Source organism: Embleya sp. NPDC050154 (assembly GCF_044460165.1).
In the GTDB taxonomy this organism is placed as follows: domain Bacteria; phylum Actinomycetota; class Actinomycetes; order Streptomycetales; family Streptomycetaceae; genus Embleya.
The window spans coordinates 114,886-139,866 of sequence record NZ_JBITJP010000008.1 but is presented as its reverse complement, the minus strand read 5'-3'; the positions used below and the strand labels follow the sequence as shown (position 1 = coordinate 139,866).

The following is a 24,981-nucleotide window of genomic DNA, read 5'->3' as shown; positions in this document are numbered from 1 at the left end:
CCAATCGGATGATGCCGCAATACGTGCAGGTCGGGCAGATGAGCTACCCGCCGCCCGCACACACGCAGCCCCAGGCGGCGATCCCGGCGCAGCACGAACACGGCGGCGCGCAGCCCCCGCCGCAGTCCCCGCCGCCGCGCGGCGGCAGTGGGGGCGGCGGACGCGGCGCGGTGATCGGCGCGGCGGTGGCGATCGTGCTCGTGGTCGCGGTGGTCGCGGCCGTGCTGATGACCCGCGGCGACGACAAGGACGACAAGGCGAAGTCGCCGACCACGCCCAGCGGCGGCCAGAGCAGTGCGGCCCCGTCGCAGACCGCGTCGCCCTCCAGCGCGCCGTCGACGGCACCCGGCGGCAAGTTCGCCGTGCTGGAGGCGGAGGAGGCTTCGCCCGGCGGTGGCGCGGTCCAGGTTCCCGGCGTGGCCAACTCCTCGGGCAAGGGCATGCTGGACATGTCGGCCTCGGGGTCGAGCATCACCTGGAAGGTGGAGGTGCCCAAGAAGGGCACGTACTACCTGGCCGTGAAGTTCCTCAACGCGGGCTCCAAGGAACAGAATCTGTCGATCCTGGTGAACGGCAAGGACACCACGAACAAGGTGAAGCTCAAGAACTACGGCACGTCGACCAGCGTCACCGGCACCTGGAACATGGTGCAGCTCAACGAGGGCTCGAACGACGTCTCCCTCGCGTGCGCGCCCGCGGACAGTTGCAAGGCGGCGCTGGACCAGGTCTGGTTCGAGAACCAGCAGCCGAACCTCAAGTAGCGGGCGAAACGCCGACCCGGTCGCCGGCCCGCAGGCCCAGCAGCCGGGCCGCGTCGCCGCCGTTGACCGAGATCGCCAGCAGTTCGGCGGAGTCCTGGTAGCCGACGAGTTCCCCCGAGGGCACATCGCCGAAAGTGCTCCGCAACGGGACCCGGTACGTGTGCCCGCCCACCTCGATCCGCAGCGCGTCGGCGCCGGCGAAGTCGGAGACCGCGTACGCGAGTTGCACATTGCCGAAGTGGTCCACCGCGAGCACCTCGCCGGGCATCGGCTCGGGCAGCCGGACCGGGTCGGTCACGACCGGGCCCACCTCGGCGACCGGCGTGCCCAGCGCGAGGTGGGCGGCCACCGGCGCGAACACATCGCGACCGTGGAAGGTGCGGGAGACCTTCGCCAGGGTGAGCGCGGGATCGGCGATCTCGCGGATCTCCCGCACACCGCCCAGCTCGCGCGCGGCCCACAGGAGCAGGCCGTTGTCCGGTCCCACCAGCAGGTGCCCGCCGGCGCGCAGCACGATCGCCCGGCGGGCGGTGCCCACGCCGGGGTCGACCACCGCGATGTGCACGGTGCCCGCCGGGAACCACGGCAGGGTCTGCGCCAGCACGAGCGCGCCGCGCCGCACGTCGCCGGGCGGCACCAGGTGGCTCACGTCCACGACGGGTACGTCCGGCGCGATGCCGGCGATCACGCCGTGGCAGGCGGCCACGAAGCCGTCGGCGAGCCCGTAGTCGGTGGTGAAGGTGATCCGGCGGGGGATGGCCATCCCCGGAATCTATCGAGCGGCGGCGGGGTTCTGCCCGAGCACGTCGGCGAGTTCGGCCAGGATCCGGCGCTTGGGCCGGGCGCCGACGAACTGCCGCACCGGTTCGCCGCCGCTGAAGACCATGAAGGTCGGCATGGACAACACTCCGTAGCGGGCCGCGGTGCCCGGGTTGCGGTCGACGTCGAGCTTGGCCACGGCCAGGCCCGGTTCCTCGATCGCGATCTCCTCCAGCACCGGGGCCATCTGCCGGCACGGGCCGCACCAGTCGGCGGTGAACTCGACCAGGGTCGGGCGGTCGGCGCCCAGTACGGCGGTGTCGAAGTCGGCGTCGGTGGCGTCGTGCACGTTCGTGGTCATCAGGACTCCTTGGTGAGCGGGCCGGCGGTCAGCGCGCAGCGGGGCTCCGGCGGGTCGGGCAGGCCGGCGGCGGCCGAGGCGGCCGGCGTCGGTGCCCGGTCGGCATACCGGCTCGCGGCATACGGGTTCGTGGCGTCGTCCATCGCGCCGTGCGCGCGCTCGGTCTGGTCGAGTTGGGCGGCCAGATGGGCCCGGATGCCCCGCATGCGGTCGATGCACGCGTCGAGTTCGGCGAGTTTGCGGCGGTAGACCGCCACCGACGCGGGGCACTCGTCGCCCGCGTCGTGCCCGGCGCGCAGGCACTCGACGAACGGACGGGTCTCCTCCAGGTCGAAGCCGATGCGCAGGAGCGCGCGGATCTCGCGCACCAGTCGGGCGTCGTCCTCGTCGTAGTCGCGGTACCCGCTGCTGTTGCGCCGAGCCGACAGCAGGCCGCGTTGCTCGTAGTAGCGCAGGGTTCGGGTGCTGGTCCCCGCGCGCTCCGCCAGTTCTCCGATGCGCATGTCCGAAACGGTAGACCTTGACGTGGACGTCAAGGCCAGGGGTGTTCGGCGCCGGCCGGGCCGGGAACGACGGACGCCGGGCCGGCGTCGGGGCCGGCCCGGCGTGTGCCGGGGGATCGGTCAGCTCGGGCTGGGGCCCGTGGGGTGGGTGTCGGGGGCGGTCTGGCGGTGCACCGGGACGCGGCCCATGGGCTGGCCGGGCGGCACGTCGCGGGCGAGCTGGGGGATGTCGAGCGTTATCGGCTTGCCCGGGACCAGCAGGTGCTTCTCGCCGTGGTGCAGTATCGCCAGTTCGTCGCCCTCGCGCAGCGTGTACGTGGTGTGATCGTGGGTGGTCTCCACCCGCAGCCGGGCGCCGCGCACCGACAGGGAGAAGGCCAGGCCGGTCAGGCCGACCGGGAGGCGCGGCTTGAAGGACATGCACTCGCCGTGGTCGCGCAGCCCGCCGAAGCCCGCCACCAGCGCCGTGCAGGTGCCCGCCAGGGAAGCCATGTGCAGGCCGTCCTTGGTGTTCTTGGCCAGGTCGTGCAGGTCCATCAGGGCGGCTTCGGCGGTGTAGTCCAGAGCCAGTTCGAGATGGCCGACCTCGGCCGCCATGACCGCCTGGGTGCAGGCCGACAGGGACGAGTCGCGCACGGTCAGCGCCTCGTAGTAGTCGAAGTTGCGGCGCTTCTGCTCGTCGGTGAACGCGTCGCCGCGCACCTGCATCGCCAGCACCAGGTCGGCCTGCTTGACCACCTGCTTGCGGTAGATGTCGAAGTACGGGTAGTGCAGCATCAGCGGATAGTGGTCGGGCGGGGTGTTCTCGAAGTCCCAGATCCGGTGCTTGGTGAACCCGTCGGCCTGCGGGTGCACACCCAGGTCCTCGTCGTAGGGGATGTACATCGCGTGCGCCGCGTCGCGCCAGCTCGCGGTCTCCTCGGTGTTCACCCCCAGCGCGCGGGCCTCGTGCGGGTGGCGCGCGACCGCGTCGGCCGCGGCGAGCAGGTTGGACTGCGCCATCAGGTTCGTGAACACGTTGTTGTCGGCGAGCGCGCTGTACTCGTCCGGGCCGGTCACCCCGTTGATCCGGAACAGGCCGGCCGCGTCGTGGTGGCCGAGCGAGCGCCACATGCGCGCCGTCTCGACCAGGATCTCCAGGCCGAAGTCGCGCTCGAAATCCCGGTCTCCGGTGGCGCGCACGTAGCGCGCGACGGCGACCGCGATGTCCGCGCCGATGTGGAACGCGGCGGTGCCCGCGGGCCAGTAGCCGGAGCATTCCTCGCCGCGGATGGTCCGCCACGGGAACAGCGCGCCCTTGAGCCCCAGTTGCGCCGCGCGCTCGCGGGCCAGCGGCAGCGTCGAGTGCCGCCAGCGCAGCGCCTGGGCGACCGCGTGCGGCAGCCCGTAGGTGAGCACCGGCAGGACGAACACCTCGGTGTCCCAGAAGCAGTGCCCGTCGTACCCGGGCCCGGTCAGTCCCTTCGCCGGGATCGCCCGCTCCTCGGCCCGGGCGCCGGCCTGGAGCACGTGGAACATCGCGAACCGCACGGCCTGTTGCAGCTCGACGTCGCCCTCGACCTCGATGTCCGAGTTGTCCCAGAATCGCTTGAGCCAGCCGCGCTGCTCGTCGACCAGACCGTGCCACCCGGTGTATCGCGCGGCGGTCAGCGCGGCGGCGACCTGGTCGCGCAGCGCGGGCAGCGAGCGGGTGGAGGACCAGCCGTACGCGATGTACTTGACGATCCGCAGCTTCTGTCCGCGGTCGAGCACCGTGGTCACGCTGAACCGGGCCAGGTCGGCGGAGCTCTCGGTCTCCACGTACATGCTCTCGGGACCGTCGATCTCGTGGTCCATGCCGACCGCGACCCGCAGGCCGCTGTGTTCGGTGCGGTGTACCAGGATCGCCTTGCTGCCGTTGTGCGTGTGCTCCTCGGGGCGCAGCGGTGCCTCCAGCACGGCGGCCGCGCGCGGATCGGCGTTGGGCAGCGGCAGTTCCTCGTTGGTGACCAGCTCCGACTGGAGCACGATCCGGGCCGGGCCGTCTATCGGCTCGATCTCGTACTCGATCGCGGCGATCGAGCGCTGGGTGAGCGAGACCAGCCGCTTGGAGGTGACCCGGACGGTGCGGCCGGCCGGCGAGGTCCACAACGCGCGGCGGTGCAGGACGCCTTCGCGGAAGTCGATCGAGCGCTCGTGGTCCTGGGTCTGGCCGTAGCGCAGGTCGAACGGCTCGTCGTCGACCAGGAGTCGGATGATCTTGCCGTTGGTGATGTTGATGACGCTCTGGCCGGATTCGGGGTAGCCGTACCCGGCCTCCGCGTAGGGCAGTGGGCGCAGTTCGAAGACACCGTTGAGGTAGGTGCCGGGCAGGCCGTGCGGCTCGCCCTCGTCGAGGTTGGCGCGCAGCCCGATGTGGCCGTTGGAGAGGGCGAACACCGACTCGGACTGGGGCAGGTGGTCCAGGTCGAGGGTCTGTTCGGTGATCCCCCACGGCTCGATCGTGTAGGGGTGTCCGGTCGTCATGCCGTGCCTTCCGCCGTGGTCCGCGTGCTCGACGGGTCGCCGGTCGCGCCGTCGAGCAGTTCGTCGAGATCCGATACGACCACGTCCGCGCCGTGCCTGCGCAGTTCCTCGGCCTGACCGACCCGGTCCACGCCGATCACGTGGCCGAAGTCGCCCGCCCGACCGGCCGCGACGCCGGCCAACGCGTCCTCGAACACGGCCGCGTGCGCCGGGTCCGTGCCCAGGGCCCGGGCGCCTGCCAGGAAGGTGTCCGGCGCGGGCTTGCCTTTCAGGTGGTCGCGTTTGGCCACCACGCCGTCCACGATCGCGTCGAACAGGTCGTGGATGTCGGCCGCGCGCAGCACGTCCTCACAGTTCGCGCTGGAGGACACCACGGCGCACGGGAGTCCCGCCGCGCGCGCGGCGTGCACGTAGCGCACCGAGCCGGGGTAGACCTCGACGCCCCGGTCGTGGATCAGCCGCAGCACCAGATCGTTCTTGGCGTTGCTCAGCCCGTGCAGGGTGAACGACCCGGGCGGATCGCCCTCGTCGCCCTCGGGCAGTTCGATGCCGCGCGACTCCAGGAAGGAACGGGTGCCGTCCAGCCGCGGCTTGCCGTCCACGAACGTGTCGTAGTCCCGTCTGGGGTCGAACGGGGTGAAGCCGGCGCCTTCGCGTTCGCGCAGGAAGTGGTCGAACATCTCCTTCCAGGCGACGCCGTGCACCTTGGCGGTCTGGGTCAAGACCCCGTCGAGGTCGAAGAGAAGCGCGTGGATGGTGTTCGGCAGCCCCAACATGGCGGATCTCCTGCCCCCGATGTGGGGTGGTTATCCGTGCGGTGATCTTTTCGGATGACACCCGGGACGAGATGGCGTGTCACGTGTGGTGCTTGAGCACGTTTTGACCGAAATGATGTTGAATTCCACACGTGGCACGCGTGGGGCGGCTACCGGACCACATGGCCCGCATTGACCAGAAGCATCTGGCCGGTGATGGCCTTGGCGCGGTCCGACAGGAAGAAGACGACGGCCTCGGCCACGTCGGCGTCGGTGGCCATTTCGGGCAGGGCCATCGGCGCCACCAGTCCGGCGAGGACGTCGGCGGCCGGGACACCCGACGCCTGCGCCCGGTAGTTCACGAAGTTCTCCACCGGCGGTCCCCACATCCAGCCCGGGGCCACCGAGTTGACCCGGATCCGGTACGGACCGAGTTCGTGGGCGAGAGCGTACGTGGCCGAGGTGAGCCCGCCCTTGGACGCGGCGTACGCCATCTGCGGGGCCTGCGGTGGTGGGACCAGTTGGGACTGGGTGGCGATGAAGACCACCGCGCCGCCGGCGGCCTTGAGCGCGGGCAGCGCGGCCTTGGTCATCGCCAGGCTGCCGACCAGGTTGACCTCGACCACGTGGCGCAACTCGGCGAAGTCGGTCGCCTCCAGACCGCCGAACACGGTGTCCAGGGCGGCGCAGTTGACCAATCCGTCCACCGCGCCGAACCGCCGCACCGCGAGCTCGACCAGCGCGTGACAGGTCTCGTGCTCGGTGATGTCGGTCACCGCCCACGCGACCCGCTCGCCGGTGGGGTCGACCTCCTCGGCGGTCTTGACCAGGTTGGCCTCGGTGCGCGAGCCGAGCACCACGTTGGCGCCGTCCCGCGCGGCGGCCAGGGCCACCCGGCGGCCCAGTCCCGGCCCCACGCCCGAGACGATCACCGTTTTGCCGTCCAGGATCATCCGGAGCTCCGCCCACTCGACCCGGCCGAGCCGGACGGCTTGGCTGATGCTTCGTCAGATTACGTTCGGTGCAAGGGCCTTGGCCAGACCCGGGCGGCGGGGCGGGCAAACGGGGCCGGGGCGTGTCCCGGATCGCGCATCCGGACGAAACCACCCGGCTCCGCCCATTGCAATGTCCGACCGATGACCCTATTTTCGCTATCCGCCGGCTGACACGTGTCGAATCGCAGGGTGCATTCCGTCCGATTCACCCCTCCGTACACGTTGTTCGACCCGAATTTCACCCGCCGCCCGGTTGGGTCGATAACGGGTTCCGCGCGGTCGGTTCCGCTTCACGCACGAGACCCGAGGTGTCGAACCCGCGTGGTTCGACGCTCCTCGGCGTGCAGACCTTCTTGCCTACGGAGGACGAGAATGGCCATGTTCGGCAGGAAACACGTGTTCACCCTCGCGGCTGGCGCCACCGCCGCCGCACTGCTCGCGGCGAGCGCGCCCGTCGCCGCGGCGAGCGACGACGCGCGAGGCACCCAGGCGCCGCGCAAGCTCAGCATCCTGATGGGCAACGACGACGGACATCAGGGCCCGTTCATCCGCGCCCTCCAGCGGGCGCTCAAGGCGGCCGGGCACGACGCGGTGATCGTCGCGCCCGCCACCGACCAGTCCGGCAAGGGCACCGGCATCAACGCGACGCCCGGTTCGATCGTCAAGGCGGGTGAGGTCGAGCCCGGCATCTGGTCGGTCGAGGGCACCCCCGCCGACGCGATCTCCTTCGCGCTGGCGAACGTGTACCGGGACCGCAAGCCCGACCTGGTGGTCACCGGCGTCAACCCGGGCCAGAACATCGGCGTGACCACCAACCACTCGGGCACCGTCGGCGCCTCGATCACGGCCGCGGAGAAGGGCATCCCGGCGGTGGCGTTCAGCGCCGAGTACAGCACCGCCGATCCGCGCAACCCGTTCCCGCAGATGGCGCAGGCGATCACGTTCGCGACCCGGCTGGTGGACCGGCTCGCGGCCACGACCAAGCGGAACGGGCCGGTGCTGCCCGCGCACACCACGCTCAACGTGAACTATCCGGCGAAGCCGACCGGCCGGGTGGAGATGACGAACGTGGGCGAGGCCGACGCGTTGTCCGTGAGCTACGTCAAGGACCCGTCCTGCGACACGTGCTACAAGCTGAACCTGGGCCTGGCGCCCGGCGCGACCGAGCCGGTGCGCAACGCGGACACCACCGCGCTCGGCAGGGGGTCGGTGTCGATCTCGATGCTGGACGCGGACTGGACGGTGCCGGGCTGGCAGTGGGGACAGCAGACGCGCGTGTTGGACGCGGTCGGCGTGCAACTGCGCCTGTCCGGCCTGAAGGCGTGAGGTCGCGCTGATCCCGGTGGGTGGGGTCGGCTCCGGGCGACCCCACCCCCGTACGGCCGGCGCCGATCGGGCGCCGGCCCGGGGTTTCACGTGGAACCCGGGGGCTACTGGCCGCCGGAGGCGTCGTACTCGGTGAGCAGGGCCACCAGTTCGTCGTGGGTGATCCCGTCCGGGAGCGGCGTGGGAGTGTGTCGCAGCGGCGGGTCCCAGCCGGACTCGGTGCGCCGGCGGACCACCTTCGCGGGTACGCCCGCGACCACACTGTGGTCGGGGACGGTGCCGCGGACCACGGAGCCCGCGGCGACCACCACGTTCCGGCCGAGCTTGGCGCCGGGCAGGATGATCGCGCCCGCGCCGATCCAGCTTCCCGGGCCGATCTCCACGGTGTCGTTGATCGGCCACTGGGTGCCGATCGGCCGATCCGGGTCGGCGTAGCTGTGGTTCTGGTCGGTGATGTAGATGTACGGCCCGGTCCACACATCGTCGGCGATGGTGATCGAGCGGTGTCCGACGATGTGGCTGCCGCGACCGATCGTGCACCGGTCGCCGATGGTCACCACCGCCGCCGTGCCCAGGTCGTGCCCCGGGGCCAGCCCGGCGGACAGCGTGACGTGCTCGCCGATGATGCAGCCCGCGCCCACCGTGATCCACTGCTCGCCGAACACCGAGCCGACCGGGAAGGCGAGCTTGCTGCGCGCGCCCAACCGTCGGAAGCGGTACGGGCCGGGCTGCTCCGCGGTGATCGAGGCCGCGCGTTGCAGCGCGCGCCAGCCTCGGTGCGCGGCGCGCGACACGGCGCCCCGGGCGTGCCCGCGCAGGGCTTGCGACAGCGACATGGAGATCACGTTACCGACGCGTGCGCGGACGTCGGCCGGGCGTGGGACGAACGTCACGCCGGGCCCATCAAGGCCGCTCGGGGGTTGGCTTCCGACGGCTTCTGTAACAGTGTTACCGACGCCGGTGGCCGTGTCGCCGGCAAACCGCGCCGGTGCTTCCCGGCGTCGGGTGGGCGAACCAGTCAGGGAGTGGACATGCGCGCCGTCGTCATCAACGGAACCCGGGACGTGAGTGTGGAGACGGTCCCGGATCCGGTGCTCACCGGTCCGGACGGGGCCGTCGTGCGGGTCGAGGCGAGCGCGGTGTGCGGCTCGGACCTGCACTTCTACGAGGGCGAGTTCCCAGCCGCCGGGCTGCGGCCGGGACACGAGGTGGTGGGCACGGTGATCGAGACCGGCGCCGACGTGAGCCGGATCGCGGTGGGCGATCGGGTCCTGGTCTCGCCGGTGCTGGGCTGCGGACGGTGCGCGGGCTGTGCGGTGGGCAACCCGATCGACTGCGTCGGCGGGGGAGTGCGGGTGCTCGGTGGTGACCTCGGTCTGCCCGGCGGACACGCCGAGGCGGTGGCGATCCCGGCCGCCGACGCGTGGTTGTTGCCGGTGCCGCGGGATCTCGCCGCAGACCACGCGGTGCTGCTCACCGACGCGCTGCCGACCGGCTGGACGGCGGCGACCCGGGCCGACATCACGCCGGGGGCGACGGTGTTGGTGATCGGGCTCGGGCCGGTCGGGCTGTACGCCCTCCAAGCCGCGCAGGTGCTCGGCGCGGGACGGATCCTGGCCGCGGACCGGGTGCCCGAGCGGCTGGCGATGGCCGAGCGGCTGGGCGCGGAGCCGATCGACGGGACCCGGGGCGACCTGGTCGAGCAGGTGATGGCGGCGACCGGCGGGCGGGGTGCGGATGCGGTGATCGAGGCGGTCGGTCAGGACGCGACGCTGGCCGCCGCGATCTCCTCGGTGCGTACCTCGCGCACGGTCTCGGTGGTCGGCGTGGACGCCAACTTCGCGTTCCCGCTCGCGGTTCCGCTGCTGATCATCCGCAACGTCACGCTGCGCTTCAGTACGGCGCCGGTCGCCGCCACCTGGCCCACGCTGATCCCGCTGATCCGGCACGGGCGGCTGGTGCCGGTGGACGTGTTCACCCACCGGCTGCCGCTGACCGAGGCGGCGAGTGGATATCGCACCTTCGCCGACCGCACGGACGGCTGCCTCAAGGTGTTGTTCGACCCGACCCGCTGACGTGCGCCCCCGGCCTCGCCGGTGGGCCGGGTGGGGAGCCCCGGTCCGCCGGAGAGGGTGCCTTCGTGCCCCCGATGGGTGTACCGCCGACGTGCCCACCGCGAAGTAGTGTCCTATTTACCCCACTATGAGAGCCGGATATGGCGACCTGCGCAGGGAGTGGACGGATGAGCGGCGGCGGAATGGACGTTCCCGGTGGACTCGACGGCCTGCTGGGCGGGCTCCTCGGTGGACGGGGCGGCAGCGGCCACCAGGGACTCGTACGGGTCGTGTTGGGCATGCTGACCAAGCAGGGCGACTCGGGCGGCCTCGGCGCGCTGATGCAGCGCCTTCAGGCCGGCGGCCTGGGCGACCAGGCCAAGTCCTGGGTGGAGACCGGACGCAACCAGCCGGTGAGCGGCAAGGAGATCACCGACGCGCTCGGCGAGGACGAGATGGTCCGGCTGGCCGGCGAGGCGGGGATGACCAAGGAGGAGACCGCGGCGGCGCTCGCCGCGACGTTGCCCGGGGTGGTGGACGCGGTGACGCCGGAGGGCGAGTTGCCGGCCGCCGAGCAGATCGACGCGTTGATCGATCCGACGGCTGCCGCGGCGGGTTCGGGGTCGGTGCCTCCGGCTCCGGCGCGGGGCTCGGCTTCGGCACCGGTGTCGGTCTCGGGTGAGACCGCCGGCTCCGAAGACGAGTCGGCGGGAGAGCCGGAGTCGGGGGACGGGCCCGGGGTGGAGAGCGAGTCCGAGGCGGAGGCCGCGTCGAAGTCGGATGCCGAGCCCGGGTCGGCCGAGGCCGGGACCGCGTCGGATGCCGAGGTGGATGCCGCACCCGACGCCGAGTCGGAGTCGGGTGCGGAGTCCGGCTCAGGCTCCGGGGCGGGCTCCGGGGCAGGCGAGGAGCCCGGCTCGGGCGCCGAGCCCGGGTCGGCGGTCAAGCCCGAGAAGCCGGTGTGAACTCGCAGTCCATGTGTTTGATGCCGTTGATGAAGCTGGAGCGCAACCGCAGCGGCTCGCCGACCACTCGGATGTCCGGCAGCCGGGTCAGCAACTCCCGGAACAGCAGCGTGATCTCCCGGCGGGCCAGGTGCGCGCCCAGGCAGAAGTGCGGCCCGCGGGCGCCGAAGCCGACGTGCGGATTCGGGTCGCGGGTGACGTCGAACCGACCCGGGTCGGCGAACACGGCCTCGTCGCGGTTCGCCGACCAGTAGTACAGCAGCAACTTGTCGCCGTCGCGCACCCGTTTGCCGTTGAGTTCGGTGTCCCTGGTGGCCGTTCGCCGCATCCACACCACGGGCGAGGCGAGCCGGACGATCTCCTCCACGGCGGTCGGCGCGCACCGCTCGAAGTCGCTCAGCCAGAGCCGTTGTTGGTCCGGATTCCGGGTCAGCAGCCACAACCCGTGCGAGATCGCGTTGCGGGTGGTCTCGTTGCCGGCGGTGAGCAACAGGATGAAGAAGGAGGCGAGTTCGTCCCCGGTCAGACTCTCCCCGTCGATCTCCGCGTTCACCAGCGCCGAGGTGACGTCCTCGGTGGGTGTGCCGCGCCGGAACTCGGCCAGGTCCTTCATCAGTTCGGCGAGTTGGGCGCCCGCGGTGAGCAGCGCCTCGATGTGGCCGCCGCCCTCCTGTGGGACGTACTCCGGGTCCGCGACGCCCAGGATCACGTTGGAGCGGTCGAAGACGAACCGGTGGTCCCGCTCCGGCACGCCCATCATGTCGCAGATGACCCGCAGCGGCAGTCGGGCCGCGACGTCGGTGACGAAGTCGCACGAGCCGCGTTCGGCCACCTCGTCGACGATGGTGCGGGCGGTGCGGTCCACGTCGTCCGCGAACTTCTTGATCATCCTGGGCGTGAACGTGCGCGCGACGATCCGGCGCAGTCGCTGGTGCCGGGGATCGTCCATCTCGATCATCGATCCGAAGAACTCGCCGAACCCCGGTGGGAAGTCGGGGATGTGGGTCGCGCCGCGGCTCGAGCAGAAGTCCTCCGGGCGGCGGGTCGCCTCCGCGACGTCCGCGTGTCGGGTCAGTGCCCAGAAGCCGGGGCCGGGCTCCAGCGGGCTCTCCGGTTCCGGGTAGTACGGCATCGGCCACGAGTCGCGCAGCCGCGCGAAGCCCGCCTCGCGGTCCGCCAACGGGCCCGACCAGAAGTCCAGATCGGCGAGCGGGACCTCGGTGGGCCAGGTCCTGGGGTTGGGGTCGGTCGTGCTCGGTCCAGCCGCCTCGGCTGCCATGCCGTCACTCCGATCACGCGTTGTTACTCGCGGGTTCGGATATCAGTGCAGCACACATGCGTCCGCCGATCCAGGGCTCTCAGGTGGTGATCGCGCCGCCGTTCACCTGGATCGTCTGGCCGGTGATCCACGCGGCCTCGTCCGAGGCGAGGAAGACGCAGGCCGCGCCCGCGTCCTCGGGGGTGCCCAGCCGGCCCACCGGGATGTGTGCGGCCTGGTCGGCGGTGTGCGCGAGTTCGCGGCCGCTGGGGCGGGGGTCCATCAGGCCCAGCGCGATGGTGTTGGCGGTGACGCCGTCGCGCGCGCTCTCCATCGCGAGGTGACGCATGAACGCGATGGCGCCGCCCTTCGCGGCCCCGTACAGCGAGATGCCGAATTTCTGCCCGCTCACGCCGGCGGCGGAGGCGATGGTGATCACCCGGCCGAAGCGGCGTGCGCACATCCCGTCCAGTACCGCCTTGGTGCAGGCCATCACGCCGAACAGGTTGACGTCGGCGAAGCGTTGCCAGTCCTCGGGCACGCTTCGGCGGAACACGGTCGGGCGGAAGCCCTCGGCGCCGCCGTTGCCCGCGTTGTTGACCAGGATGTCGATCGGCGCGACCGCCCGCTCGAAGGCCCGCACGGCGGCGAGCGCGGCCCGGGCGTCGGTCACGTCGAACACCGCGGCGAAGGCGCGACCGTCGGCGGCCCGGATCGTCTCCGCGGTGTGCTCGGCGCGCTCGGCGTCCAGGTCGTTCACCGCGACGATCGCACCCTGTGCGGCGAGCAGACGGGCGATGCCCGCGCCGACGCCTTGGCCCGCGCCGGTGACCAGTGCCGTCCTGCCGTCGAGTGCGAACACGCTGGTCCCCCGGGGTGGTCGATGGGCTCGACGGCGGCGGGTGCTCGCGGCGTCGATCTTGCCGCGCGCAGCCAACCACCGGCCCCTACACGTGTCAATGCTGGACTCCATCAATTACCTTCTGTGAGGTCGGGGTGCGCACCTAGACTGTGGAACGCCCGCCTCCGCCATACGAAACCGTATGGCGTTGTTCCCCTCCTGGAGGACTCGTCCAGTGCCCCCGTCAGCCGAGTCGCCCACTCCTCCGGAACGACACGAGTCGCGGCACCACGTCCAGACCGCGCTGGAACGCCTGATCCGGCTCCAGCAGAGCCGCCGCGTGCACGGCGAACTGACCAGTGCCTCGCGCGCGCAGGTCTCCCAGCCCGCGGTGGTGTTGTTGACCCGGTTGCAGGCGGGCGGCGGCGGGCTGGCGATCGGCGACCTGGCCAAACTGGCCCGGATGGACATGTCCTTGGTCAGCCGGGAGCTGCGCAAGCTGGAGGCGGACGAGCTGGTCACCCGTACCACCGACGCGCGCGACGGTCGGATCACCCGGGTCGGGCTCACCCCCAAGGGGCGCGGTGTGGTGCGTCGGCTCCGTCGGGTGCGCGACCGGCACTTCGAGGAGGCGCTGTCCGGCTGGACGGACGAGGATCTCGCCACGCTCGGTACGCTGATGGGCCGCTTCGTCGACGACCTCTCCGCCGTTCGCTTCCGCGAGGCGGACGAGCCCGGCTGAGGTCGGCCGAACCCGACCGAGCCGCGAGCCGACTCCCGGCCGGGCTCGACCGGGCGGACGAGCTCGGTGCACGAGCCCGGGTCGGGCCGTGTCGACCGAGCCGCGAGCCGACTCCCGGAGCGCTTCCCCCACTTCCCCTGCCGCATGTCCCACCGTCCCCATCCGCCCCCTTTGTGCGCGACTCGGCTGGACACGGTCCGCGCGTCCAGCAGACTGTGACGGGAGACCGGGCGGTTGTCTTTCGTCGGGTCGAACTCGCGTGCCCACAAGCGCGCGTGCCGACGTGCGGCGGGTTGGACGAAGAGGGAAGAAGGGGACGCACCGTGGGAGAGCTGCACTGGGCCGGCCACGACCGCGCGGGCGTCGCGTGAGCGTGGTACTTCGCGGCACGGGAGCCGCGCCCGGTTCGGCGGTCGGCCGCCTCGTGCCGGCACGTGTCGCGGGATCGGGCGGCGCGGTCGCCCCCGCCGCGCCGACCGGCATCCTGGAGGCGCTGGACACCGTGGCCCGGCACATGGACGACCTGGCCGGGGCGTTGCGGACCCGAGGGCGGTCGGCGGAGGCCGACATCGTCGAGTTCGCCGCGTTGATCGCGCGCGACCGGGAACTGCGCGACGGCGCTGCCCGACACCTCGCGGCGGGCCTGGCGCCGATCGACGCGCTGGCCGAGGCCGTGCGCGAGTTCGCGGACCTGGTGGCCGGCTTCGACGACGAACTGCTCGCCGAGCGCGCGGTGGACGTGCGCGACGTGGGTCGTCAGGCCGAGGCGCTGCTGCGTGGCGAGGACCCCACGAGCGGGCAACTCCCGGGCGGGGCACCGGCGGTGCTGGTCGGCGCGGAACTGGCCGCGTTGGACCTGCTGCGCGGCGCCCGACCGGCCGCGGCAATCTCCGAGCGTGGCGGGCAGACCGGGCATCTGGCCATCGTGGCTCGCTCGTTGGGGATTCCGCTGGTGCTCGGCATCCCGATCGCGGCGCTGGCCGAGCTCGCCGAGGACCTGATCCTGGTGGACGGTGAGGCGGGCACGGTCGAGGCCAACGCCGGTGCGCGGGTGCGGACGATCCCGGCACAACGGCGGGTGCCCGGGGGCGGTGCCGGCCAGGCGATGACCCGGGACGGGCGGCGGATCCGGGTGCGGGCGAACGTCGCGACCGTTACCGACGCGATCGCGGCGGTCGAGGCGGGCTCCGAGGGGGTGGGCCTGCTGCGTACCGAACTCCCTTTCCTGGCCGAGGAGTCCGGCTGGCCCGACGAGGAGCGGCACGTGGCGATGTTGACGCCGGTGCTGGCCTCGGTGCCGCCGGGGCCGGTGGTGGTGCGCACCCTCGACTTCACCGGCGACAAGCGGCCGCCGTTCCTGCACGACCGGCGGATCACCCTGCCCGGACCGGACGCGCTGACCGCGCAGTTGCGCGGGATCATGCGCGCGGCGGCGGATACCGGTGTCGAGGTCGCGCTGCTGTTGCCGATGGTCGATCACCCGCGGCGGATCAAGCACGTCCGGGGTCTGCTCGCCGACGCGTGCGCGTACCTGGGCTTCGCGCCGCCGCCGCTGGGCGCGATGGTGGAACTGCCGCAGGTGCTCGCCCAAGTGGACGATCTCGCCGAGCACGCCGACTTCCTGGCCCTGGGCACCAACGACCTGACCTCGCGGCTGCTCGGGCTGAGCCGGGACGACCCGCGCCTGACGCCGGCCTCGGCGGCCGATCCGACGGTGCTGGACGCGATCGCGCAGACCATCCGGGCGGGGCACGCGCGCGGTCGCGCGGTCTCGCTGTGCGGGGACGCGGCGGCGGATCCGGCGGTGCTGCCGCATCTGGTCCGGCTCGGTTGCGACGCGGTCTCGGTGGCACCGACCGCGCTGGCGCGGGTGCGGGCGGCGGTGCGGGCGTGCTGACGCACCGACGTGCGGGCCGGCGGGCGGGAGGCGGCCGGTGGTATCCGAGGAGTGGGATCCGATCGTCCACGGACCGAGACGATCGGATGACGCGATGGGGTCGATCGGGGTCGGCTCGGATAATGCGGACATGGGAAAGACATATACGCGGATAGAAGACCGCCTGCGGAAGTTCATCGAGGCGCAGCCGGTCTTCTTCGTGGCGAGCGCGCCACTCGCCGAGGACGGGCACGTGAACGTGTCACCCAAGGGCCGCGCCGGCACGCTCGCCGTGCTCGACGAACGCACCGTGGCCTATCTGGACTTCGGCGGCAGCCATGCGGAGACCATCGCGCACCTGCGGGAGAACGGCCGGATCACGCTGATGTGGTGCGCGTTCGAGGGGCCGCCGAAGATCGTCCGGGTGCACGGGGTGGGCGAGGCGGTCTTCCGCGACGACCCGCGCTTCGCCGATCTGGTGGCCCGGTTCGGCGACGCGGACGCGGCCGGACTGCGCGCGGTGGTGGTCGTGCGGGCGAATCTGGTCAGCGACACCTGCGGCTACGCCGTCCCGTTCATGGACTACCGCGAGGAGCGGACGCTGCACGACGAGTTCATGTCCCGCAAGACCGACGAGGAGTTCGTCGAGTACACCGCCGGCAAGCCGTACAACGTGGCGAGCATCGACGGCCTGCCCGCCGTACCGCTTCCGATGCCACTGCGCGGCTAGGGCGATCGGCCGCGGCCGGCGGTCGCGCCGCGGCGGTCGCGCCCGGCCGGGTTCAGCCGGGGTAGGGGCCGCCCGGCTGCGGCGGCGGGCCGGCCGGGTACGGGTTCGGTGCCTGGCCCGGGTACCCGACCGGCGGGGCCGGGGGGTGGTTCGGGGCCATGGGGGCCTGCGGCGCCTGCCCCGGGTACTGGTGCTGCTGCGGCGCGTACTGCGGGGGCACCTGGGCGCCGTACGCCTGCTGGGGCGCCCCGGAGGCCGCGTACGCGTCGGTGAGGAAGCGGAAGATCCACTCGCCCTCGTTGCGCCACGGACGCGGGAAGTTGAGCTTGGCGGGCTTGTCCTTGCCGGGAAACAGGAAGAACATCCGGCTCCAGGTCGTGTTGATCTTCAGGTCGGAGAGCAGCGCGCCGGCCTGCGCGTGGGTCAGTGCGTAGGCGAGTTCCTTGGGGCGGCTGGACAGCGCGCTCGCGCGGTGGAACATCACGCCCTGCCGGGTGACGGTGAGGAAGTAGTAGTCGGACATCGACGCCCCGATCAGCGCGCCGATCGCACCGAAGAGCGCGAACAACATCGGGTTCGGGCCGCGCACCACGAACATCGTGGAGAGTGGTTGGTCGCCCGGATTGGCCGCGGCCACCGCTTCCGCGATCTGTCCCTGCATCGTCGCCTTGCGGACCGCCATGCGCGTTACCTCTCCCCGTAGGGCCGCCGCCGCCGACGCGACGGGGCGATCAGAGGTTAGCGGCGCGGCCCCGGCACGGTGGTCGCGGGCGGGCAAAGAATCCCGCACCCGGGCCGGCGCGGAATCCGACACGAGAGCGGGCTGGGCCGAGACCGGGGGAGACCGGGCGCGATCCGGACCGCCGGCTTCCGGTGAGCGGAAGACGACCGGCGTCCGACCCGGCCCGACCGGGCACCTTGTGCGGTAGGACATCGCAGCCGCCGCCACAGGGGAGACCGGATGAACGGGCTCAGGGACGTCTATCTCGTGGACGCCGTACGAACGCCGATCGGGCGCTACGGCGGCGCGCTCGCCGGGGTGCGGCCGGACGACCTGGCCGCGACCGTGCTGCGCGCACTGGTCGACCGCTCGCCCGGACTGGACCCCGCGCGGATCGACGACGTCGTGTTCGGCGCCGCCAACGGGGCCGGCGAGGACAACCGGGACGTGGCGCGGATGGCTGTGCTGCTGGCCGGGCTGCCCACCTCGGTGCCCGGCGTGACGGTCAACCGGCTGTGCGGATCCGGCCTGGAGGCGGTGATCCAGGCCGCGCGCGCCGTCGCGGTCGGCGACGCGTCCATCGTGCTCGCGGGCGGGGTCGAGTCGATGTCGCGCGCGCCGTGGGTGCTGGCCAAGCCGGGCAAGGGCTATCCGGCCGGCCACGAGACGCTGCACTCGACCACGCTCGGCTGGCGGCTGGTCAACCCGAGGATGCCCGCCGAGTGGACCGTCGGCCTCGGCGAGGCCACCGAGGGACTCGCCGCGAAGTACGGGGTGACCCGACAGGCGCAGGACGTCTACGCGGCCGCGTCGCACGCCCGGGCCGACGCCGCGTGGACGGCCGGCGCGTTCGCCGACGAGGTGGTGCCGGTTGCCGGCGTCGAACTCTCCCGGGACGAGTCGATCAGGCCCGGCAGCACGCCCGAGGTGCTGGCGACGTTGAAGCCGTCGTTCCGACCGGACGGCACGATCACCGCCGGCAACGCCTCACCGCTCAACGACGGCGCCGCCGCGGTCCTGGTCACCGACGCGGCGGGTCTGTGCGAACTCGGCCGCGAACCGCTGGCCCGGATCACCGCGAGCGGTGTGCACGCCGTCGAACCGCAGTACTTCGGCATCGGCCCGGTCGAGGCCGGCCGCCGCGCGCTGGCCAAGGTCGGTCGCGGCTTCGCCGACCTGGACGTGCTCGAACTCAACGAGGCGTTCGCCGCCCAGGCGCTGGCCTGCCTGGGCGAATGGGCCGACCTGGACCCGGCCTCGATCAACCCGCTCGGCGGCGCGCTCGCCCTCGGCCACCCGCTCGGCGCGTCCGGTGCCAGGGTGCTGGGCACGCTCGCCCACCAACTGCACCGGCGCGGCGCCGGCTTCGGGATGGCCGCGCTGTGCATCGGCGTCGGCCAGGGCCTCGCCGTCACGCTGGAGAAGTGAGGACCCGCCCATGAACAGCCCACAACCGCGGCCCCTCGCCGCCCCGCACCATCCCGTCGGTGGATCCTCCCGTCGGCAACCTCCGCTCCGACTGCCGGAGTTCGACTTCGCCGCCTACAAGAGCACCGAACTGCGCAGCCCCCGACAGCCGTTGGTGCTCCCGCCGAGTGGCGACACCGAGCTCACCGGACCGGTGTTCGGCGTCGCCGACGTACACCCGCTCGACTTCGACCTCACCCGGCAACACGTCGGCGAACCGCTCGGCGAGCGGATCGTCGTCACCGGCCGGGTCCTCGACGAGTCCGGCCGCCCGCTGCGCGACCAACTCGTCGAGGTGTGGCAGGCGAACGCGGCGGGCCGCTACCGACATCGAGGCGACCGGCACCCGGCGCCGCAGGACCCGAACTTCACCGGCGCCGGGCGCTGCCTCACCGACGCCGAGGGCAACTACCGCTTCGTCACGGTCAAGCCCGGTGCGTACCCCTGGCGCAACCACCACAACGCCTGGCGTCCCGCGCACATCCACTTCTCGCTGTTCGGCACCGCCTTCACCCAGCGCCTGGTCACCCAGATGTACTTCCCCGGCGACCCGCTGTTCGAGTACGACCCGATCTTCAACTCGGTCCGCGACGACAAGGCGCGGCGCCGGATGATCGCCGCGTTCGACATGGACACCACCGAGAACGAATGGGCGCTCGGCTATCGGTGGGACATCGTGCTCGGCGGCGCGAGCGCCACCCCGACGGAGGATCGATGAACACCTGGCCGACCGACGCGAACGGCGGCACGCCGAATCGGGACGGCGGGCTCACCCCGTCGCAGACCGTCGGGCCGTTCTTCGGCTACGCGCTGCCCTACGCGGGTGGCCCGGACCTGGTCCCGGCGCACACCCCGGGCGCGATCCGGGTGCACGGGAGTGTGTACGACGGCGCCGGCGTACCCGTCCCGGACGCCGTCCTGGAGATCTGGCAGGCCGACCCGGCGGGCCGGCTGCCGCGCGCGCCGGGCTCGTTCGCGCGCGACGGCGCCACGTTCACCGGGTGGGGGCGCGCGGCGGTGGACCGGCTCGGGAGGTACGCGTTCACCACGGTGCGGCCCGGCGCGCCAAGCGCCGACGCGAATCCGTACCTGGCGATGTCGGTGTTCGCACGCGGCATGCTGCGCCGGGCGGTCACCCGTGTGTACTTCCCCGAGGACGACCGCCACGCGGACCCGCTCTTCTCGGTGGTTCCGGCGACGCGGCATGAGACGCTGATCGCCGTGCGGGAGGAATCCGGTTCCTACCGCTTCGACGTGCACATCCAGGGCGAGCAGGAGACCGTTTTCCTTGCTGTTTGACGCTGAGTTCGACGCCCCTTCGTTCGACGCCGGACTGCTGGAGCCGGTCCGGGCCGGGACCGCGGTCGAGGCGGTCACGAGCGACGCGGCGCACCTGCGGGCCCTGCTCGACGTCGAGGTCGCGCTGGCCCGGGCGCAGGCCCGGATCGGGCTGATCCCGGCCGGCTCCGTCGCGGCGATCGAGGCGGGCTCCCGAGCCGGGTTCGACCCGGTCGACCTGGCCCGCCGGGCGCGTGGCGCGGGCAACCCGGTCGTCCCGCTGGTGCACGACCTGACCGCGGCCGTCCGGGCGATCGACCCGGTCGCCGCCGAGCACGTGCACCTGGGCGCGACCAGCCAGGACATCGTGGACAGTGCCGCGATGCTGGTGGCCGCCCGCGCCCTGGAGGCGACCCTGCCCGACCTGGCCCGGACCGCCGCCGCGCTGGCCGACCTCGCCGAGCGGCACCGGGACACGGTGCTGGCGGGGCGCACGCTGGGCCGGCACGCGGTACCGACCACCTTCGGGCTCAAGGCCGCCGGGTGGTGTGTTCTGGCGACCGACGCCTACACGCGCACCCGCGCGGTGCGCGCCGCGCTGCCCGCGCAGCTCGGTGGCGCGGCGGGCACGCTGGCCGCGTTCGGCGGGCACGGGATCGCGCTGCTCGCGCCGTTCGCCGCCGAGCTCGCGCTGGCCGAACCGGTGCTGCCCTGGCATACGCTGCGCACTCCGATCCTGGACCTGGCCGGCGCGCTCGCGCAGGTCACCGGCGCGTTGGGCAAGTTCGCCGGGGACGTCGTGCTGCTCGGGCAGACCGAGGTGGACGAGGTGGCCGAACCGGCCGGCGCGGGCCGGGGCGGCTCGTCCGCGATGCCGCACAAGCGCAATCCGGTGCTCTCGGTGCTGATCGTCTCGGCCGCCCGGCAACTGCCCGGGTACGTGTCGACGCTGATCGCGTCGATGGCCGGCGCCGAACACGAGCGCCCGGCCGGCGCGTGGCACGCCGAGTGGCAACCGCTGCGCGCCGCGCTGCGGCTGGCGGGTGGCGCGGCCGAGACCGCGGCCGAACTGGCCGAGGGGCTGGAAGTGTTCCCGGACCGGATGCGGGCCGACCTGGAGCTGACCCGTGGGCAGATCGTCTCCGAACGGCTGGCCGTCGAGTTGGCCGCCGAACTCGGCAAGGAGGAGGCCCGGCGCCTGCTCACCGACGCGTCCCGGACCTCGGCGCGGACCGGCCGAGACCTTCGTGATCTGCTGGGCCCGTTGGACGAGGCGGTTTTCGACCCGGCCGCCTACCTCGGCTCGGCCCCGGCCCTGATCGACCGGGCGCTCGCGCACCATCGCACCGTGTTCCAAGAGAAGGACCAATGACGATCGCCACGCTCAACCACCGCTTCGACGGCCCCGCCGACGCCCCGGTGTTGATCCTCGGCCCCTCGCTCGGCACCGAACTGGGCATGTGGGACGCGCAGATCCCGGAGTTGTCCCGGCACCACCGGGTGCTGCGCTACGACCTGCGCGGGCACGGCACATCCCACCCGGTACCGGGCACGGCCTCGGTCGGCGACCTGGTCGGCGACGTCCTCACGCTGGCCGACTCCTACGGCGTCAAGCAGTTCGCGTACGCCGGCGTCTCGCTCGGCGGCGCGGTCGGCCTGTGGATGGGCGCGCGTCATCCCGAGCGGCTGAGCGCGCTGATCGCGTGCTGCACGTCGGCGCGCTTCGGCGAGCCGCAGGCGTGGCTGGACCGGGCCGCGACGGTGCGGGCGCAGGGCATGCGGCAACTCGCCGACACCGTGATCCAACGCTGGTTCACGCCGGAGTACGTCGAGCGCGAGCCGGCCGCCGTACAGCGGATCCTGGACATGCTGTACCGGTGCCCGCCGGAGGGCTACGCGGGCTGCTGTGACGCGCTGGCGCACTACGACCTGCGGGCGGAGCTGGGCCGGATCACCGTGCCCACGCTGGTGATCGGCGCGGAGCGGGACCCGTCGACGCCGCTGGAGCACGCTCGTGAACTCGCCGCCGGGATCCCGCACGCGAGGTTGGTCGAGGTCGCCGACGCGGCGCATCTGGCGAACATCCAGCAGGCCGACGTGGTCGTGTCGGCGATGCTCGCGCACCTGACGGCGGTGCGCGCGTGAGCCACGCGGAGGGTATGCGGGTGCGCCGCGAGGTGCTGGGCGACGCGCACGTGGATCGGGCGGTCGCGGGGACCACCGAGCTGACCGCCGACTACCAGGATCTGATCACCCGCTACGCGTGGGGCGAGATCTGGACCCGACCCGGCCTGGACCGGCGCACCCGCAGCTGCGTCACGCTCACGGCCCTGGTCGCGCACAACCACATGGACGAGCTCGCGATGCACCTTCGCGCGGCGCGGACGAACGGGTTGAGCTGGGACGAGATCAAGGAGGTGCTGCTGCAGACGGCGATCTACTGCGGAGTGCCGGCCGCCAACAGCGCGTTCGCGGTGGCCCAACGGGTGCGGACCGAACTCGGCGAGTAGACGGGCGGGGCGGCGGAACCCGCTGCCGGCCGGATCCCGTCGCGCGGCCGGATCTCGTCTTTCGGGCGGGTCGGGATTTGGTGCGGTCGGGGGATGTGGGTTCCACTGAATGGAAGTCCCCGACCGAACGAGAAGTCCTCGACCCCGGAGGTGTGCCGATGACGCCCGTCACCGTGGCCGGCAAGGTGATGGCCATTCTCGGGGCGTTCGCGGCGGGGGACGGGCGGTTGACGCTGACCGAGGTGTGCCGGCGGGCCGATCTGGCCTTGGCGACCGGGCATCGGCTGGTGGCCGAGTTGGTCGGCGGGGGGTTTCTGGAGCGGCTGGACGACGGGACGTACCGGGTCGGGGTCAAGCTGTGGCACATCGGTACGCAGGCCCATGCCGCGACCGACCTGCGGGATCTCGCGTTGCCGCACATGGAGGACCTGTACGAGGCCACGCACGAGAACGTGCAGCTCGCGGTGCTGCGCGACGGCAAGGCGCTGTACCTGGAACGGCTGCGCGGCACCCGGTCGATGCCGATCGTCACCCGGGTGGGCACCGAACTGCCGCTGCACGCCACCGGGGTCGGCAAGGTGCTGCTCGCGTACGGGCCGCGGCGGCTGTGCGAACGGGTATTGGCCGAGCCGCTCGCCGCGCACACGGCGCGGACCATCACCGATCCGGTTCGGCTGCGCGAGTGCCTGGCCGAGGTCCGGCGTACCGGCGTGGCCACCACGTCGGGCGAGATGACCGTGGGCGCGCACTCGGTGGCGGCGCCGATCCGGGATCGGCACGACACGGTGGTCGCGGCGCTGTCCCTGGTGACCGGACGCCGTACGGCCGACCTGCGGCGGCTGATCCCCAGCGTGACGACCGCGGCGCGGGCGCTGTCGCGGGATGTGGCGCAACACTGGACCGGGAGCGGGGACATCGGCGGGGACGCGGACATGGGGGCGGGCGGGGATGGCCACCCCCGTGGGTGACACTCCCCGCCCGCTCAGCCCGCTCGGTGTGATCCGCGTGGACGTGGTCAGAGCTTCAACATGCTCTGCAGGAAAGTCCGGTACTTGTGCAGCGCGAGCCGCAACTGCTCGGTGTCCCCACCGGCCGTGCGCTTGGCCTCTTCCAACTCGGCGCGCCTGGTCCGGATCGAGTCGGTCACCAGCTTGGTGACCTGCTCCGCGATGTCGTCCGCGTCCGAGACCGCGTCCGAGGGGCTGTCCACGAACCCGGCGAGCGCCTCGCGGAACCGGTGGTTGAGGTCCTCGGCGGCGGCCCGGTCGAACATGGCCGCGTCGGCGTCGTCGTGCGCATCGCCCCGGGTGCGGCGCTTGGCGGGGTCGGCGTCGGACGCGGTCCGCGAGCCGGCGGACGCGGGCGGGCTCGTCGGCACGGGCGGGGTGTCCCGGCCGGTACGAGGCGTCGGGTGCACCGTGGTGCCGTAGGGCTCCGCCTGGTCGTGCTGCTGGTGCGGCAGGACGCGGGCGGGTGGTTCGGAGGGACTGTCCACGCTCGGGCCGGGGCCGTCGGTGACCCGGGCCTGGCGGGCGGCGCGGTCTCGTTCGTCGCGCTCGACGACGGGTGCGTCGTCCCGGCCGGGACCGGCAGCGCCCGGCCCATTCGGGAAGTTCTGCTTGCGCATCGGTGTGGTCCTCTCGTCCGGTACGACGGATGTCGCGCCGCTACTCGGGGCGTCCCGAGCGGGACGCCCCGGGTGGATCCTTCGGGGCGGCTCGGCCGACGTGGCGTCGGCCGAGCCGAAGATCGGGATGATCAGCGCTGGTCGGGCTTCGAGACGTCCAGACGCGGCGCGTTCGCCTCACCCGGAGCGGCCTGCCATTGATCGGTGCGCCCGTCGTGCGCGCCGTCGCGCGTGTCGGTGGGCGCGGCCGAGGTCGGGGTGGTGCCGGCGTGACGCGGCTGATAGGCCTGCCCGAGCAGGTCGTCGAACAGGGCGCGGTGGTGGATCATCGCCTGTCGCAGATCCTCGGTCTGGGCCTCGCCGGCCTCACTGCGCCGGGCGATCTCGTGTGCCTTGCGGTAGTGGTCCAGCGTGTGCCCGTGCTCGACGGACAGCAGTTCCATCCGCTTGTCGTGTGCGCCGGTGGGGTAGCCCCGATCGCGCATCAGGCGGGTGATCAGCTCGTCCGCTTCCTGGACCGCGTCGTCCGGGGTATCGACGAATCGCTCCTGGACCGCGGTCCATTCGATGGCGTAGCGCTCGCGCGCGGCCGGCTCCAACGGCTTGAGGGTGAGTTCGCTGTGCCGGCGCTCGCGCTCGGCCAGGTTGCGCTCGGCCTCGCGCCGGTCGCCGTACTGCTCCACGGCCCGGTCGTATTCGGGGCCGAAGCGCTCCTTGAGGTGCCTGCGCCGCAACATCGGACGGCCCGCGAAGACGGCCGCAGCGGCGAGGACGACGACGATCACCACGATCAGGATGACGGTCGCTGTCGTGTTCACGGGGACTCCCAGATGGGTCGGGTCTCGGATCGTGCCTTTCGGTCGAACAGCGGACGAACTCCATCTTTCGGAGGTTTCCGCTCGTGCTCGGCATCTCATGCCTTGCCGGGTCCGGCGGGACCAAACTCC

General features: G+C 72.4%; 26 protein-coding genes. 14 read left to right on the top strand and 12 right to left on the bottom strand.

Translation table 11 applies throughout. The features are described 5' to 3' along the window. Window positions 1-11: 11 nt before the first annotated feature. Window positions 12-761 (top strand): CBM35 domain-containing protein, encoded by a 750-nt coding sequence (locus ACIBSV_RS18825; RefSeq protein ID WP_395864317.1) that lies wholly within the window; start codon window positions 12-14, stop codon window positions 759-761. Here ACIBSV_RS18825 and ACIBSV_RS18820 read toward each other — a convergent pair. The 6 genes from ACIBSV_RS18820 to ACIBSV_RS18795 all read right to left on the bottom strand — a co-directional run bounded on the left by ACIBSV_RS18820 (window position 754) and on the right by ACIBSV_RS18795 (window position 6,597). Beyond that, complete coding sequence (locus ACIBSV_RS18820) at window positions 754-1,524, bottom strand: S-adenosyl-l-methionine hydroxide adenosyltransferase family protein (RefSeq protein ID WP_395864315.1); 771 nt, start codon at window positions 1,522-1,524, stop codon at window positions 754-756. The genes ACIBSV_RS18825 and ACIBSV_RS18820 overlap by 8 nt on opposite strands. A gap of 9 nt (window positions 1,525-1,533) precedes the next feature. After that, the gene (gene trxA / locus ACIBSV_RS18815; protein ID WP_395864313.1) at window positions 1,534-1,881 is read right to left on the bottom strand and encodes a thioredoxin; all 348 of its coding nucleotides are present in this window, start codon (window positions 1,879-1,881) and stop codon (window positions 1,534-1,536) included. Next, window positions 1,881-2,384 (bottom strand): MerR family transcriptional regulator, encoded by a 504-nt coding sequence (locus ACIBSV_RS18810; protein WP_395864311.1) that lies wholly within the window; start codon window positions 2,382-2,384, stop codon window positions 1,881-1,883. Before ACIBSV_RS18810 ends, trxA begins: the two co-directional genes overlap by 1 nt. 120 nt (window positions 2,385-2,504) lie before the next feature. Further along, a complete protein-coding gene (locus ACIBSV_RS18805) occupies window positions 2,505-4,889 on the bottom strand; it encodes a glycoside hydrolase family 65 protein (protein WP_395864309.1) in 2,385 nt (794 codons plus the stop codon). Then, window positions 4,886-5,665: an HAD family hydrolase gene (locus tag ACIBSV_RS18800; RefSeq protein WP_395864307.1), complete on the bottom strand. Its 780-nt coding sequence runs from the start codon at window positions 5,663-5,665 to the stop codon at window positions 4,886-4,888. Before ACIBSV_RS18800 ends, ACIBSV_RS18805 begins: the two co-directional genes overlap by 4 nt. A gap of 149 nt (window positions 5,666-5,814) precedes the next feature. Then, window positions 5,815-6,597: an SDR family oxidoreductase gene (locus ACIBSV_RS18795; protein ID WP_395864305.1), complete on the bottom strand. Its 783-nt coding sequence runs from the start codon at window positions 6,595-6,597 to the stop codon at window positions 5,815-5,817. 420 nt (window positions 6,598-7,017) lie between these two features. Between ACIBSV_RS18795 and surE the strand changes: the two genes are divergently transcribed. Next, the gene (surE, locus tag ACIBSV_RS18790) at window positions 7,018-7,965 is read left to right on the top strand and encodes a 5'/3'-nucleotidase SurE (RefSeq protein WP_395864303.1); all 948 of its coding nucleotides are present in this window, start codon (window positions 7,018-7,020) and stop codon (window positions 7,963-7,965) included. A 104-nt stretch (window positions 7,966-8,069) separates the two neighbouring features. Here the strand turns inward: surE and ACIBSV_RS18785 are convergent, their stop codons facing one another. After that, window positions 8,070-8,801: an acyltransferase gene (locus ACIBSV_RS18785; RefSeq protein ID WP_395864301.1), complete on the bottom strand. Its 732-nt coding sequence runs from the start codon at window positions 8,799-8,801 to the stop codon at window positions 8,070-8,072. Window positions 8,802-8,996: 195 nt separating this feature from the next. Here ACIBSV_RS18785 and ACIBSV_RS18780 point away from each other — a divergent pair, with 195 nt between their 5' ends. Together ACIBSV_RS18780 and ACIBSV_RS18775 are read left to right on the top strand one after the other, a co-directional pair. Then, entirely contained in the window at window positions 8,997-10,040 is a 1,044-nt protein-coding gene (locus ACIBSV_RS18780; protein WP_395864299.1) for an alcohol dehydrogenase catalytic domain-containing protein, read from the top strand. Between the two features lie 167 nt (window positions 10,041-10,207). Further along, window positions 10,208-10,984 (top strand): YidB family protein, encoded by a 777-nt coding sequence (locus tag ACIBSV_RS18775; RefSeq protein ID WP_395864297.1) that lies wholly within the window; start codon window positions 10,208-10,210, stop codon window positions 10,982-10,984. Here ACIBSV_RS18775 and ACIBSV_RS18770 read toward each other — a convergent pair. Then, on the bottom strand, window positions 10,962-12,263 hold the full coding sequence (locus ACIBSV_RS18770; RefSeq protein WP_395864295.1) for a cytochrome P450: 1,302 nt from the start codon (window positions 12,261-12,263) through the stop codon (window positions 10,962-10,964). The two genes, ACIBSV_RS18775 and ACIBSV_RS18770, sit on opposite strands and share 23 nt — an antisense overlap. Window positions 12,264-12,342: 79 nt before the next feature. Next, a complete protein-coding gene (locus ACIBSV_RS18765; RefSeq protein WP_395864293.1) occupies window positions 12,343-13,104 on the bottom strand; it encodes an SDR family NAD(P)-dependent oxidoreductase in 762 nt (253 codons plus the stop codon). A gap of 214 nt (window positions 13,105-13,318) precedes the next feature. Here ACIBSV_RS18765 and ACIBSV_RS18760 point away from each other — a divergent pair, with 214 nt between their 5' ends. From ACIBSV_RS18760 to ACIBSV_RS18750, 3 genes are all read left to right on the top strand, one after another. After that, window positions 13,319-13,825, top strand: a complete 507-nt coding sequence (locus ACIBSV_RS18760; protein ID WP_395864291.1) for a MarR family winged helix-turn-helix transcriptional regulator — start codon at window positions 13,319-13,321, stop codon at window positions 13,823-13,825. Between the two features lie 367 nt (window positions 13,826-14,192). Continuing rightward, on the top strand, window positions 14,193-15,722 hold the full coding sequence (locus ACIBSV_RS18755; RefSeq protein ID WP_395864289.1) for a putative PEP-binding protein: 1,530 nt from the start codon (window positions 14,193-14,195) through the stop codon (window positions 15,720-15,722). A 130-nt stretch (window positions 15,723-15,852) separates the two neighbouring features. After that, on the top strand, window positions 15,853-16,431 hold the full coding sequence (locus ACIBSV_RS18750) for a pyridoxamine 5'-phosphate oxidase family protein (RefSeq protein ID WP_395864287.1): 579 nt from the start codon (window positions 15,853-15,855) through the stop codon (window positions 16,429-16,431). A 52-nt stretch (window positions 16,432-16,483) separates the two neighbouring features. Here ACIBSV_RS18750 and ACIBSV_RS18745 read toward each other — a convergent pair whose 3' ends face one another. Further along, window positions 16,484-17,113: a hypothetical protein gene (locus ACIBSV_RS18745; protein WP_395864285.1), complete on the bottom strand. Its 630-nt coding sequence runs from the start codon at window positions 17,111-17,113 to the stop codon at window positions 16,484-16,486. A 279-nt stretch (window positions 17,114-17,392) separates the two neighbouring features. Here ACIBSV_RS18745 and ACIBSV_RS18740 point away from each other — a divergent pair, with 279 nt between their 5' ends. The 7 genes from ACIBSV_RS18740 to ACIBSV_RS18710 all read left to right on the top strand — a co-directional run bounded on the left by ACIBSV_RS18740 (window position 17,393) and on the right by ACIBSV_RS18710 (window position 23,375). Then, window positions 17,393-18,580, top strand: coding sequence for a thiolase family protein (locus ACIBSV_RS18740; RefSeq protein ID WP_395864283.1), 1,188 nt, complete (start codon window positions 17,393-17,395; stop codon window positions 18,578-18,580). A 10-nt stretch (window positions 18,581-18,590) separates the two neighbouring features. Next, on the top strand, window positions 18,591-19,337 hold the full coding sequence (gene pcaH, locus ACIBSV_RS18735) for a protocatechuate 3,4-dioxygenase subunit beta (protein ID WP_395864281.1): 747 nt from the start codon (window positions 18,591-18,593) through the stop codon (window positions 19,335-19,337). Next, window positions 19,334-19,918 (top strand): protocatechuate 3,4-dioxygenase subunit alpha, encoded by a 585-nt coding sequence (gene pcaG, locus ACIBSV_RS18730; protein WP_395864279.1) that lies wholly within the window; start codon window positions 19,334-19,336, stop codon window positions 19,916-19,918. Before pcaH ends, pcaG begins: the two co-directional genes overlap by 4 nt. Beyond that, window positions 19,908-21,269 (top strand): 3-carboxy-cis,cis-muconate cycloisomerase, encoded by a 1,362-nt coding sequence (gene pcaB / locus ACIBSV_RS18725; protein WP_395864277.1) that lies wholly within the window; start codon window positions 19,908-19,910, stop codon window positions 21,267-21,269. Before pcaG ends, pcaB begins: the two co-directional genes overlap by 11 nt. After that, window positions 21,266-22,042 (top strand): 3-oxoadipate enol-lactonase, encoded by a 777-nt coding sequence (gene pcaD / locus ACIBSV_RS18720; protein WP_395864275.1) that lies wholly within the window; start codon window positions 21,266-21,268, stop codon window positions 22,040-22,042. Before pcaB ends, pcaD begins: the two co-directional genes overlap by 4 nt. After that, on the top strand, window positions 22,039-22,407 hold the full coding sequence (pcaC, locus tag ACIBSV_RS18715; RefSeq protein ID WP_395864273.1) for a 4-carboxymuconolactone decarboxylase: 369 nt from the start codon (window positions 22,039-22,041) through the stop codon (window positions 22,405-22,407). The genes pcaD and pcaC overlap by 4 nt, the downstream gene beginning before the upstream one ends. A 158-nt stretch (window positions 22,408-22,565) precedes the next feature. Continuing rightward, on the top strand, window positions 22,566-23,375 hold the full coding sequence (locus ACIBSV_RS18710; RefSeq protein ID WP_395864271.1) for an IclR family transcriptional regulator: 810 nt from the start codon (window positions 22,566-22,568) through the stop codon (window positions 23,373-23,375). A 47-nt stretch (window positions 23,376-23,422) separates the two neighbouring features. On the opposite strand, the gene ACIBSV_RS18705 is transcribed toward ACIBSV_RS18710, so the two are convergent. After that, window positions 23,423-24,034 (bottom strand): hypothetical protein, encoded by a 612-nt coding sequence (locus tag ACIBSV_RS18705; RefSeq protein ID WP_395864269.1) that lies wholly within the window; start codon window positions 24,032-24,034, stop codon window positions 23,423-23,425. Window positions 24,035-24,165: 131 nt separating this feature from the next. Further along, the gene (locus tag ACIBSV_RS18700; RefSeq protein ID WP_395864268.1) at window positions 24,166-24,852 is read right to left on the bottom strand and encodes a hypothetical protein; all 687 of its coding nucleotides are present in this window, start codon (window positions 24,850-24,852) and stop codon (window positions 24,166-24,168) included. Window positions 24,853-24,981: the final 129 nt, after the last annotated feature.